The organism is Sphaerisporangium perillae (genome assembly GCF_023276435.1).
In the GTDB taxonomy this organism is placed as follows: Bacteria; Actinomycetota; Actinomycetes; order Streptosporangiales; family Streptosporangiaceae; genus Sphaerisporangium; species Sphaerisporangium perillae.
The window spans coordinates 149,434-161,704 of sequence record NZ_JALLPO010000010.1; the positions used below are offsets into that span (position 1 = coordinate 149,434).

11 protein-coding genes are annotated in these 12,271 nt (G+C 71.7%); 8 read left to right on the forward strand and 3 right to left on the reverse strand.

Annotation, left to right across the window (positions count from 1 at the left end; translation table 11 throughout):
* The first annotated feature begins 90 nt into the window (after window positions 1-90).
* Complete coding sequence (locus MYF83_RS12215; protein ID WP_248960379.1) at window positions 91-912, forward strand: SAM-dependent methyltransferase; 822 nt, start codon at window positions 91-93, stop codon at window positions 910-912.
* 33 nt (window positions 913-945) lie between these two features.
* Entirely contained in the window at window positions 946-1,578 is a 633-nt protein-coding gene (locus MYF83_RS12220) for a MerR family transcriptional regulator (RefSeq protein ID WP_248960380.1), read from the forward strand.
* A gap of 107 nt (window positions 1,579-1,685) precedes the next feature.
* On the opposite strand, the gene MYF83_RS12225 is transcribed toward MYF83_RS12220, so the two are convergent.
* Window positions 1,686-2,957 (reverse strand): amidohydrolase family protein, encoded by a 1,272-nt coding sequence (locus MYF83_RS12225; RefSeq protein WP_279339426.1) that lies wholly within the window; start codon window positions 2,955-2,957, stop codon window positions 1,686-1,688.
* 61 nt (window positions 2,958-3,018) lie between these two features.
* Here MYF83_RS12225 and MYF83_RS12230 point away from each other — a divergent pair, with 61 nt between their 5' ends.
* Window positions 3,019-3,540 carry a MarR family winged helix-turn-helix transcriptional regulator gene (locus MYF83_RS12230; RefSeq protein WP_248960381.1) on the forward strand — a complete coding sequence of 174 codons (522 nt, stop codon included), beginning with the start codon at window positions 3,019-3,021 and terminating at the stop codon, window positions 3,538-3,540.
* A 116-nt stretch (window positions 3,541-3,656) separates the two neighbouring features.
* On the opposite strand, the gene MYF83_RS12235 is transcribed toward MYF83_RS12230, so the two are convergent.
* Window positions 3,657-4,322 (reverse strand): ThuA domain-containing protein, encoded by a 666-nt coding sequence (locus MYF83_RS12235; RefSeq protein WP_248960382.1) that lies wholly within the window; start codon window positions 4,320-4,322, stop codon window positions 3,657-3,659.
* 133 nt (window positions 4,323-4,455) lie between these two features.
* On the opposite strand from MYF83_RS12235, the gene MYF83_RS12240 reads away from it, so the two are divergent.
* The 4 genes from MYF83_RS12240 to MYF83_RS12255 all read left to right on the forward strand — a co-directional run bounded on the left by MYF83_RS12240 (window position 4,456) and on the right by MYF83_RS12255 (window position 9,936).
* The gene (locus tag MYF83_RS12240) at window positions 4,456-5,661 is read left to right on the forward strand and encodes a serine hydrolase domain-containing protein (RefSeq protein ID WP_248960383.1); all 1,206 of its coding nucleotides are present in this window, start codon (window positions 4,456-4,458) and stop codon (window positions 5,659-5,661) included.
* 201 nt (window positions 5,662-5,862) lie between these two features.
* Window positions 5,863-8,343 carry a serine/threonine-protein kinase gene (locus MYF83_RS12245; protein ID WP_248960384.1) on the forward strand — a complete coding sequence of 827 codons (2,481 nt, stop codon included), beginning with the start codon at window positions 5,863-5,865 and terminating at the stop codon, window positions 8,341-8,343.
* 430 nt (window positions 8,344-8,773) lie between these two features.
* A complete protein-coding gene (locus tag MYF83_RS12250) occupies window positions 8,774-9,127 on the forward strand; it encodes a VOC family protein (RefSeq protein ID WP_248960385.1) in 354 nt (117 codons plus the stop codon).
* A 59-nt stretch (window positions 9,128-9,186) separates the two neighbouring features.
* Window positions 9,187-9,936 (forward strand): glucose 1-dehydrogenase, encoded by a 750-nt coding sequence (locus MYF83_RS12255; protein WP_248960386.1) that lies wholly within the window; start codon window positions 9,187-9,189, stop codon window positions 9,934-9,936.
* On the opposite strand, the gene MYF83_RS12260 is transcribed toward MYF83_RS12255, so the two are convergent.
* A complete protein-coding gene (locus MYF83_RS12260; RefSeq protein ID WP_248960387.1) occupies window positions 9,876-10,352 on the reverse strand; it encodes an ATP-binding protein in 477 nt (158 codons plus the stop codon). The genes MYF83_RS12255 and MYF83_RS12260 overlap by 61 nt on opposite strands.
* A gap of 300 nt (window positions 10,353-10,652) precedes the next feature.
* On the opposite strand from MYF83_RS12260, the gene MYF83_RS12265 reads away from it, so the two are divergent.
* A complete protein-coding gene (locus MYF83_RS12265) occupies window positions 10,653-12,248 on the forward strand; it encodes an NsdA family TPR-like regulatory protein (RefSeq protein WP_248960388.1) in 1,596 nt (531 codons plus the stop codon).
* Window positions 12,249-12,271 lie beyond the last annotated feature (23 nt).

Consider the following 12,271-nt stretch of genomic DNA (forward strand, 5'->3'; position numbering starts at 1 on the left):
ATCAATGTTGTCAGAGGTTTCGTCTATATTCTGGCCCAGGAGGGTAAACCAAAGGGCGGTTGTCTCCGGACGGCGAGGCGAGGGGCTTGGATGAGCGAGCAGGACGAGGCTCCACCCGGGATCGACCCTAGTACACCCAGCGTGGCGCGCATGTACGACTACTACCTCGGCGGTAAGGACAACTTCGCCTCCGACCGCGCGGCCGCCGAGAAGGTCATGCGCATGCTGCCGAACGTCAGGCACATCGCCCGAGAGAACCGCGCCTTCCTCGGCAGGGCCGTACGCCACCTCACCGAGATGGGGATCGACCAGTTCCTCGACATCGGCACCGGGCTGCCCACCCGGGAGAACGTCCACCAGGTGGCCCTGGAAAGGTCGCCGGACGCCCGCATCGTCTACGTCGACAACGACCCCATCGTGCTCACCCACGCCCGAGCCCTGCTCGCCGACAACCCGCGGACCACCGTCATCGACGGCGACCTGCGCGACGTCAAGGCCATCACCGAGCACCCGGAGGTCCGCGCCGCCATCGACTTCGACCGGCCCTTCGCCGTCATCCTCTGCGCGATCGTGCACTTCATCGGGGACGACGACGAGGCCAGGAGCATCGTGGCGCACCTGCGCGAAGGCCTGCCGCCCGGCGGCGCCCTGGTGCTCTCCCATGGGTTCAACGGCGACCTCAGCGACCGGGCGATCGCCGACGCTGAGGCGGTCTACTCGACGACCAAGGGTGCGCTGAGGGTACGCGACCGCGAGACGATCGCGGGGTACTTCTCCGGGCTGGAGCTGGTGGAGCCCGGGCTGGTCCACGTGGGGGCGTGGCGCCCCGAGCACGATCTGGAGGAGGACCAGACCGCGGCCGGCGTCCTCGGCGCCGTGGGACTGGTGCCACCAGCCCGGCACGCTGGATAGCTTTGCTATCCAGTTCATGGGTACCATGCCTCCATGCGGATCTCCCAGCTCAGCGCCGCCTCGGGGGTGCCGATCCCGACGATCAAGTACTACCTGCGCGAGGGTCTGCTCCCCCAGGGTGAGCAGACCGCCGCGACCCGGGCGGAGTACGGCGAGACCCACCTGCGCAGGCTGCGGCTGATCCGGGCGCTGCTTGAGGTCGGCCGCCTGCCGGTCGCCTCGATCGGCAAGATCGTGGCGGCGGTGGAGGACGAGGAGACTCCGGTCCACCAGATGCTCGGCACGGCGCACTACGCCCTGGCGACACCGGTCGAAATCGACCCTGACGACACGGAGCAGCGCGCCGCACGCGAGCGCGTCGACCACCTGATCACCGGCCTCGGCTGGAACGTCGCCCCCGAGGCGCCGACCCGGGACGAGCTGGCCCAGGTGCTGGTGAGGCTGGACCAGCTCGGCATGCCGGCCACCGAGGAGAGCCTGCGCTTCTACGCGGACCTGCTGATGCGCCTGGTAGCGGAGCACGAGATGGGCAAGATCCCCCTGAACGGGCCCCGCGAGACCGCCGTCGAGTCGCTCGTGGTCGGCACCGTCCTGTACGGCAAGGTGTTCGACGTGATCAGAAGGCTCGCCCAGGAGTCGGAGTCCGCCCGCGTGCTCGGCGCCTGAGCCCCGCGGCGGCCGCACTCGCGCGGCGAGACGGGGCCGCCGCGTTCAGATGGCGAAACGAGGGCCCGTGTTCGGAAACGAGGGCCCCGCGACGGAGGCCGCTGTGTTCAGGCAGTGAGACGGGCGGCGGACTCGCCGAGGGCGGCGACCAGGGACGGCACGTCGTGGTGCACCAGCCTGCCGTCGCGCTTGACGACGCCCCCGCCGACGAGCACCGTGTCGACCGCCCGGGTGTCGGCGGACAGCACCACGGCGCCGATCGGGTCGTGGACGGGCGCGTGGCCGAGCGCGTCCATGCGGAGCACGACGATGTCGGCCTGCTTGCCCGGACGCAGCGATCCGGTCACCTCGCCCAGCCCCGCGACCTCGGCGCCCTCGATCGTCGCCATCCGCAGCACGTCCCGGGTGGTGAAGTCCATGCCCAGGCCGTCGGGGCGGGCGCGCTCCAGCGCGTACGCGACCCGCATCACGCTGAACATGTCGCCCGGGGCGCTCGCCACGGTGTCGCCGCCGAGTGCGGTCGGGATCCCGCTCGCCCGCGCGCGGCCCGTCGCCGGGTAGCCGATGCCGAGTTCGGCCTCCACGAGCGGGGACACCGAGGCCGTGCCCCCGCTGCCTGCGATGCGCTTGAGCGCGTCGCCGGTGTAGCAGTTCGGGTGGATGTAGGTCGTGCCCGGGTCGAGCAGGCCGTTCTCGTGCAGGAACGCGAGGCCGCGCTCGGCGCTCTCCGCGCCGTGCCCGCCCATGTGCACGGTGACGGGTAGATCGAGGTCGCGGGCGAGCCGCCACTCGTCGAGCGCCTGCCGCGGGCTGACGATCTCGGGGCCGAGCGCCGCCAGCGCCATCGTGAGCAGGCCGCCGGGCAGCGCCTCGCGCACCCGCCGGGCCTCGGCCGCCATGCTCTCCGGCCCGCCGTCACCTCCGTGGCAGTAGCCGAGGACGGCGCGGATCCCCGCGTGCTCCAGGGCCTCGATCACGGCATCGGTGTGCGCGGGCGTGAAGTTGATGTGGCACCAGTCGACGAGCGTCGTGATCCCCGCGTCGAGGCACTCCAGGGCGCCGGCGAGGTTGCCGAGGTAGACGTCCTCGGGCCGGTAGCGGGGAGCGAGTTCGCCCAGCACGCGTTCGAGGTATCCGGTGAAGGTGATGTCGGGGGCGGCCGAGCGGATGCCGGCCTGCCAGGTGTGCCGGTGGGTGTCGACGAAGCCGGGCATCACGATGCGGCCGGTGGCGTCGATCACCTCGGCGCCGTCGGCGGCGGGCAGATCGGGCCCCACCGCGGTGATGACGCCGTCCTCGACGAGGACGTCGCCCGGGCGGGCGGCGACGGGGTCGGTGTCGATCAGCATGCCGTTGCGGATCAGAAGGGAGTTGGCCATGGTTATTAACTTAGAAGAAAGCTTTTTAGAAAGCAATCTGGATGGACGATAGCCTTCTAACGTGCAGCAGGACGACGGACAGGAACCTCGCGACGAGGTCGACGCACTGGTCCCCGCGTGGGCGGGCCTCCCCGCCTCGCTCGTCGCCGCCTTGGAGCTCAGCAAAAGGGTCGCGCGCATCGACGGACTGTTCGGGCAGGCCACCCGGGCCGAGATAGCCCAGCTGGGCCTCACCTACGCCGAGTTCGACGTGCTCGCCGCCCTGCGCCGCGAGGGGGAGCCGTACCGTCTCAGGCCGAGCGAGCTGACCCGCTCGCTGTTCCTCACCTCGGGCGGCACCAGCAACGTGCTGCAACGGCTGGCGAAGGCAGGCTACGTCGAACGGGAGGCCGACACCGGCGACGCCCGCAGCAGGTGGGTGCGGCTCACCGCGCAAGGCCTGCGGGTCACCGACGCGGCGCTCGCGGCGTCCGGGAAGGCTCACCTGGAGGTCATCGCCGGCGTGCCCGAGGAGGATGTGCGCGAGGCGGCCGACGCCCTGCGAAAGATCCTCGCCGTCATCGGCAAGCGCCGCGTCCACTGACCGCTCCCGGCCGCCGACCGGCCTGGCCGCCGACCAGCTTGGCCGCCGACCGGCCCGACCGCCGACCGGTTCGGCCGTCGACCGGCCTGGCCGCCGAACCGTCCCGGCCGTCCGGCCTACGCCTGCGGCGGGCGGTCCAGGAGCCAGTGGGCGGCGCGGCGCAGCATCGCGCGGTGGGCGGGGCTCTCGTAGGACCGCACGTCGTGGCCGAGCGCGTCGTACACCAGGCGCCCCCTCCGGACGGGGCGCGCCCACACCAGCGGCTGCCCCATCGACGAGGCCAGGGGACGAACCTCAGGGAGGACGTCGAGGTCGCTGTAGATCTCGTCGACCAGCTCGAAGTCGTCCAGGCCGTCCACGATCGGATGGCCGCCGTGCACCTTGACCTCCGCGCGGCCGAGGGGCGGGTGGTGGGAGGTGCCCCAGACCCAGGAGGCCCCGAGCAGCCGCCGCCACGCCGGCCAGTCGTCGAAGCAGATCGACGCGGCGTGCACCGCGAGCACTCCCCCGCCCCGGTCGAGATGGTCGAGCAGCGCCGCCCGCGCGGCGCGAGGCAGCGCGAACGACGCCCCGCCCACGCTCTCCGACCAGCCGCCGTCGTCGTGGCAGCGCAGCGCGTTCACGGTGATGAGCCGGTGGCGGGGGCCGCGGCCGAGCGCCCCGGCGATGTCCTCGGTGATCCGCGACTCGACTCCGGCCTCGGCGAGGACCCCGGCGAGCGCCGCGGACGTCGCCGCGAAGTCATGTGCCACTCCCCCGGAAAGGATCATGTTCGTCGCCACGGGCCCAGCTCATCACGAAGCCGCCGCCCGCGCCACCGTTCAGGATTCGGGACGGCCGGCGCCCCCCCTGGGCCGAACGACGTTCTGGTTGCTACGCTCGACGGCCCAAGCCCCATGTCCATCGGAGGTCCGGATGAGCGCTCACGGCGACTGCGATCCACGGTTCACCAGGGTGCGGGAGGTCTTCGAGGGACACTTCGCCAAAGGTGAGGAGCTGGGCGGAGCCTTCGCCGTCTATCTCGACGGCGAGCCGGTCGTCGACCTGTGGGACGGCATCGCCGACCGGCACACCGGGCGCCCCTGGGAGCGCGACACCCCCGCGCTCGCCTACTCCTGCACCAAGGCCGTCACGGCGACCGCGCTGCTCGTCCTCGCCGAGCGGGGACTGGTCGACGTGCGCGGACCGGTGGCCGAGGTGTGGCCGGAGTTCGCGGCGAACGGCAAGGAGAAGGTGACGGTCGAGCACCTGCTCACCCACCAGGCCGGGCTGCCGGTCATCGAGCGCGAGGTGCCGGTCGAGGAGTTCGAGGACCAGCCCGCGATCGCCGCGCGGCTGGCCGAGCAGGCACCGATCTGGGAACCCGGCACCGCCCACGGCTACCACGCCCTCACCTACGGCTTCCTCGTGGGCGAGGTGATCCGCCGCGTCACCGGCAAGAGCGTGGGCGAGCTGGTCGCCGACGAGATCGCCGGGCCGCGCGGGCTGGAGCTGTGGGTGGGCGCCCCCGACGACGTCGCCGCCCGCGCCGCGCGGCTGTCGGCGGGAGAGCGAGCGGTCGCGGGGGCCGCCACGGCCACCGCCGCCACGGCCACCGCCGGCTCGTCCGCAGGCGGCGCCGCCGACCCGCTGCAGGAGATGGCGAAGGCCGCGCTCGACAAGGACAGCCTGATGAACCGGACCATGGGCAATCCCAACCCCAACAAGCTGAAGGGCGGGGCCAACAACCCGGTGATCCTGCGGGCGGGCTGGCCGGCCATGGGCGTCGTCACCACGGCGCGCGGCCTGGCCGGGTTCTACCGGGACCTGGTCGCGGGCGACATCGTCAAGCCCGCGACCTTGGAGGACGCCATGCGCCCCAGGGTGAAGGGCCCCGACCGGGTGATGTACGTCGACAGCTCCTTCGGCCTCGGCTACATGCGTCCCTCGCTGATGTTCCTCACCCCGTCGCGGGGCGCCGCCTCCGCCTTCGGCCACACCGGGCTCGGCGGCTTCCTCGGGCTCGGAGACGTACACCACGGCCTGGCCATGGCGTACACGATGAACAAAATGGCGAACACGGTGACGGGCAGTCTCCGCGCCTACCGCCTCGCCCAGGCCGTGTACGACTCCCTCGGCTGAATCTCCTACGGCGCCGCCGCACCGGAGCAAGCACTTGGTTAGTTTGCCGGAAAACCGGCCAAGACCTTGACATATGCTGAACCGGCATACCTTCCGTAATTGAATCGTCACAGTGGTGATCTACCAATCCCGTGACAACAGGCGTATCGGATGAGACCTTCGTCTGGGGAGTCATGAGCATCATCACTCCGAGGGGACAAGATGGACGCCTGGTCGGTTCCTGGATACCGGGAAGAACGCGTGCTCGGCTCCGGCGGGAGCGGCCGGGTGGTCCTGGCCACCTACAGCGGAACCGGCGCCCATGTGGCGATCAAGTACCTGAGCGATAAGCTCCGATCCGATCCGCGCTTCCTCGCCGCGTTCCGCGAAGAGGCGCGCACGATGGTCGAGATCGGCGACCCGAACATCGTGCGCTTCTACGAGTACGTCGAAGGCCCTCTCGGCGCGGCCATCGTGATGGAACTCGTCGACGGCGTCCCGCTCCGCAAGATCCTGCACGAGCACGGCTCGACCAGCCCCGAGGCCGCGCTCGTCGTGCTGAAGGGCTCGCTTCTCGGCCTGTCGGCCGCGCACGCCGCCGGCATCGTCCACCGCGACTACAAGCCGGAGAACGTCCTCGTCCAGGCCGACGGGTTCAGCAAGCTGGCGGACTTCGGCATCGCGACCCCGACCGGGCAGCCCGGCCTGCCCTCCGGCACCCCGCCGTACATGGCTCCCGAGCAGTGGAACGGCGCCCCCGCCGGTCCCGCGACCGACGTCTACGCCGCGACCTGCGTCTTCTTCGAGTGCCTGACCGGGCGAAAGCCCTACCAGGCCGACCACCCGGCCGCCCTCATGCACCAGCACCAGTCCGCGGCGATCCCCGTGGACGCCGTGCCGGGCTCGGTGCGCTCTCTCGTGGCCCGTGGCCTGGCCAAGAGCCCTTCGGACCGTCCGGCGACGGCGAGGGCGTTCGTCGGCGAGCTGGAGAACGCCGCGCTCGCCGCCTACGGGTCCGACTGGGAGCAGCGCGGCCGTCGCCACCTGGCGGAGCTGGCCGCGCTTCTGGCGTTAAGCTTCCCGCTGTCGGAGCCCGCGCCGGAGGCGAGCACCAGCCTGGCCCAGACCGTGCTGCGCGGGCCGCTGCGCTCGCTGCGCACTCCTTCTCGGATGCTCATCGGCGGCGGTGTCCTGGCGGTGGGCGTGGTGATCGCGGTGCTCGCCGCCAATCGCCACAACACACCGGTGCACGATGTGGCGCTGACCACGGGCCCCACCTCGCGGGCCGTCGTGGACGTCCCCAGCGGCGAGCCGACGAAGGCGCTGGCGAAGAAGCCGATCTCGCCGAGCCCTGATCCGGCCACCGAGACGCCGGCGTCCCCGCCATCGTCGCAGCAAGCCGCCACCACCTCGCCCGCGCCGGTCGAAAGCTCCGCCAAGGCCAGCCCCGCGGCGACCCGCAAGCCCACCCCGACCCCAACGCCCACCCGCACGCCCACCCGCACGCCCACCCCGACCCCAACGCCCACCCGCACGCCCACGCCGACCCCAACGCCGACCCCGACGCCTACTCCCACACCGACGCCCACACCCAGCCCTGTGTCGGTGCGCGACCTGGCCGTCGCCGGCTTCGACGGCCGGACGGCCACGGTGCGGGTACGCACGTCGACATCGCAGAACGTCACGCTGACCGTCCGCTTCGCCGAGGGGTCGTCGCCCTCCGACCTCTCCCCCGGCACCCCGCAGACCTACACGCTCGCGGGTTCCACCATCTACAGCCGGCAGGTCTCCGCGGGGTTCGCCGCGCCGCCCTGCGGCGAGACGGTCTACCGGCAGGTCACCGTGTCCACCACGCCCTCGGCGGCGGGCGGCGCCCAGAGCCGGACCGTGACGGTGAAGGGCGATCCCTGCCCGCCGCCCTCGGTCGACAACGTGACCGTCGGCTGGAACGGCAAGTCGGCGCGCGTCGGCGTGCGGACCGGCGGCCCTGGCGCCGTGCGCCTGGCGGCCGAGTTCACCCGCAGGGAGGGCGAGGGTTCGGCCAAGGTGGTCGACACCGCGAACCGCACCCTGTCCGGTGACACCTCCTACAGCCTCTCGGTCCCCGGTGACCTGGGCGAGGTGGCCTGCGGCACGACCGCCCTCCTCGGAGTGCGGGTCAGCACGCAGCCTGCCGCCGCGAACGGCACGCAGTTCAAGGAGGTCCGCGTCGCCGGGCCGAAGTGCGCGCCACCGACGGTCTCGATCACCTCGTGGGACGGCAGCACGCTGAAGGTCAGGGTCAAGAGCACCACGCCCGATGCGGTGAAGCTGTCAGCGGCCTTCCAGCAGACGGTCACGACCACGAGTGAGCGCACCGTGACCCGCACCGCCTCCCGCTCGGCGAGCCTGTCGGGCGACTCGGTGTACGACAAGGTGTTCACGGTCCGGTTCGCGACGCCGCGGTGCGGCTACGTGGACACCCGGAAGGTCACGGTGAGCGTCGCCTCCGGCCTCGGAACGGCGAGCGACTCGGCCCAGCGGGTCCGCAAGGGCAGGCCCTGCGCCGAGCCCAGCCCGGACCCGACCAAGGAGCCGACCCAGGAGCCCACCGAAGAGCCCACCAGGACGCCTCCCACGAAGACCCCGTCGCCCGAGCCCTCGCCCACGAGGGAGCCGACCACTCCCCCGTCCGGCGACACCGACGGCCCCATCCTGACCTGACCTGACCTGACCTGACCCCGACCGGCCCGGCGACATGCACGAACGTCCGCCGGGTCGTTCGCCGTACCCGGGCGCTGGAGTCGCCGTACCCCCTTCCCGCCGACGCGGCGCCCGATGCGCAACCACCACACGGACGGAGATGGAAGGCGACCTTGGCGCCGGGAGATCGTTCCCATGGGCCGGGGGGCGCGGCGAGGGTGGTCGAGGCACGGCGGTCCGGCCGGGGGGAGGCTCGGTTGGTGGGGTGGTTGGGCGGGGTTGTTTCGCTACCAAACGTTTGTTAGGTTTGCGGGGATCGGTGAGGGCTCGCTTGGCGAGGCTGGAGGCGTGTGTGGTGGGACCGGGCGTGGAGTGCGCATCCGAACGGGTGCGTGCCGGCATGCCCGCCCTGGACACTGGCGATCAAGCGATCTACCCAGTGGAGGCCGGCGTGAGCACGCATGTCCAGAAACTCGGCAACGTCCTGATCCCGGTGGACGACCTCGGCAAGGCCGTGACCTTCTATGCGGAGGTCCTCGGGCTGACGGTGAGGTTCCGGGACGGCGACCGCTTCGCGGCGCTCGACGGGGGCGGCACCACGATCGCGCTGGCCGCTCCGGCGGAGCAGGTCGCCGGGGCCGTCACCGCGCCCTCCTACAAGGTCGGCGACGTCACCGAGGCCGTACGGGACCTGACGGCCGCGGGCGCGGAGCTGGTCAGCGGTCCTGAGGCGGGGCCGCACGAGATGAGAGCCGTCCTGCGCGACCCTTCCGGCAACGTCCTGGTGCTGTACTCGTCCCTCTGACCCGGCCGGTGTCCGGACGACCGGCACCGAGCCTCCACCTCGAACTCCGGAGGAACACATTGGGGATGCTCGATGGGAAGGTCGCCCTCGTCACCGGCGGAGCGCGCGGCATGGGCGCCGCCCACGTCCGGCTCTTCGTCCAGGAGGGCGCGAGGGTCGTCTTCGGCGACGTGCTGGAGGAGGAGGGCAAGGCCCTGGCCGAGGAGACCGGAGCGGTGTTCGTCCGGCACGACGTGACCCGGCCGGAGGAGTGGGCGAACGCCGTGGCCACGGCCACCGGCACGTACGGCAAGCTGGACGTGCTGGTGAACAACGCGGGCATCCTGAGGTTCCGCCGCATCGCCGACATGACGCTCGAGGAGTTCGAGCGGGTCCTCGATGTGAACCTCAAGGGCACCTGGCTCGGCGTCAAGTCGGTGATCGAGCCGATGACGGCGGCCGGTGGCGGCTCGATCGTCAACATCTCCTCGATCGAGGGGTTCATCGGGGCCGCCGGGCTGTCGGCCTACTCGTCCTCGAAGTTCGGCATACGCGGGGTCACCAAGTCGGCCGCGCGTGAGCTCGCGGGAGCCGGCATCCGGGTCAACTCGGTCCATCCCGGGGCGATCAACACCTCCATGGTCACCGACCCGGAGATCGCGTCCGGGGTAGACGGCAAGGCGTTCGTGAGGGCCATGGTGATCAAGCGCTTCGCCCAGCCGGTCGAGGTCTCGCACGTGGTGGTGTTCCTGGCCTCCGACCTGTCGAGCTACTGCACCGGCAGCGAGTTCACGGTGGACGGCGGGGTGCTCACCGGCGTGGGATACTGACCGGCCCCCTCACCGGCCGGCCGCCGGGTGAGGGTGAACCAGATCGCCTTGCCGGCGCCGGCCGGGACGGGCTCGACGCCCCACCGGTCGGTCAGGGCGGCGACGATCCGCAGTCCCCGGCCATGTTCGTGTTCGGTCCCGGCCGTGCGGAGCCGGGGCCATCCGGGGCCCTGGTCGGTGACCGAGCCGGTCAGGCTGTCCCGGACCGCCGCCAGCGCGAGGTGGACGGGGGGACCTCCGTGGATGAGGGCGTTGGCGAGCAGTTCGGTGACGACGATCACCGCGTCGTCGATCAGGTCGCGCAGATCCCATTCGGTGAGCGTCTCCCGCACCACGGCGCGGCACCTCGCCGTGACCCCCGGGTCGGCGGGCAGCTCCCAGCGGGCCTCACGTGGGCGGGACGGGATGCTGATCATCACGATTCTCCCTGGCCTTTCGCTTGGGGCGCATCGGCCTCGTGACGTCCCCGCTTGCCGATCGAGAGGATCCGGGTAACAGGGCGGACCTTTACCTTCCGGTGGGCGGCGTCCGCGCCAACAGGCGTTTGGAGGGGGTGCGTCTGTAGGGCCGGGCGCCGGATCCGGCGGAACGACGGCCGGTCGTGGCAGAAACCGGCGGTCCGGCCGCCGATTCCCGGCAACCCTCCGTAGCCGCCTGGCGACTTTGGCTACTCTCGGTGTCGGCAATACGCATCCACGGGGGTCGGAGGGTACGCGATGCCACGTAAGCCACGGAGCCTCAAAGAGGAGATGGACCGCGTCACCGCCGAGCATCGCGAGCGCGGCTCGACGTGGACCGAGATCGCGCAGGAGTACCAGCGCCGCTACCGGCTCAACGCCCGCCAGGCGTTCCGCGAGGCGCATCGCTACACGCAGGAGCGCGTGGTCGAGGAGTGGAAGGCGCTGTGGCCCTCGGAGCCGTTCAGCGTCCGCAAGCTCGGCTCCTGGGAGGCGTGGCCGGGCTCGGCCGGCAACGAGCCGCCGCTGGCCGGGCTCAACCGGCTGGCCAGGATCTACGGGTGCAGGGCGTGCGACCTGGTCGACGGGGAGGACCACACGGGGTCCGACCAGAACGCGAATGTCGCCCGCAGGCGGGATATCGCGCCCCCACCGGGCGCAATTAGCCTCACATTTAGCGACATAAGGGGCATTCTTCCCGTACAGCCGCTCCCCGGGCCGATGCCTCCAGAAGAACTGCGTGATCGGGAGTACGAGCGTCTCGTCCACGCCTTCACGGATTGGGCAACGCAGATGAATCGACGTGACGTTCTCGCCCTGATCGGAGCGGCCGCCACCTCCGCCTACGCCTCGCCGCTGCTCGACCGGCTCGACGCCGACGAGTCACAGCGCCTGTCGATGGCGGGGGCCGACCCGAGCAGGGTGGACGACGCGACGCTCGGCCATATCGAGGGGGTGCTGCGCCACTGCATGAGCCAGGAGGACGCGCTCGGCCCGCAGGCGACCGTGGCGACCGTTCTCACCCAGCAGCACCTGGTCGTCTCGCTGCTCTCCAGCGGGGTGCCGGAGCACATGCGCGGCAAGACCCTGTCCCTGCTCGCCGACATCCGCCGGTGCACGGCGTGGATGCTGTTCAACCTCAACGACTTCCAGGGCGCCGACTACCACTACGCCCAGGCCAGGAACGCCGCCCACCAGGCCGACGACGACGCGATGTGCAGCATGGTGCTGGCCAACTGGAGCCAGCTCGCCACCTGGCGGGGCGATCCGCGCCTCGGCGTCGAGCACGCGCTGGGAGCCCTCGCCTGGGGGCAGCGGGCCGGCAGCAAGCTGCTGACCGCCTACGCCTGCGACGTCGGCGCCCGCGCGTACGCGGCCGTCGTGCGGCGTTCGGCCAGGGGCGAGCGCCGCAAGGACCACACGCGCTGCTTCCGCTCGGTGGACCAGGCGCAGCGCGAGCTCCACGGCGCCGGAGCCGACGACCCGGGGGCGCGGCTCGTCCCCTTCTACGGCGAAGGCCAGTATCTGTCCACCAAGACCGGCTGCCTGCTCGACACCGGTGACCCGGCGCAGGCGCTGCGGCTGGCGGCCACCGCGGCGGCCGGCATCGACCCGGCCTTCGTGCGCAACGTCGCCTACATCCGCCTGAAGACCGCCCAGGCGCACCTCCAGCTGCGCGACATCGAGGAGGCGTGCGAGCAGCTCGGCGAGGCGGCCGGCCTGGCCGGGCGCAACACCTCCCCGCGCCTGGTGCGGTCGGTCGTGGAGACGCGCGAGAGGCTCAGCCCGTGGCACCGCACCCGTAGCGTGGCGGCGCTGGACGAGCGGCTGCACGCCTTACGCCTCATCGCCTGACCACCCCACCGCCCGGCCGCCGC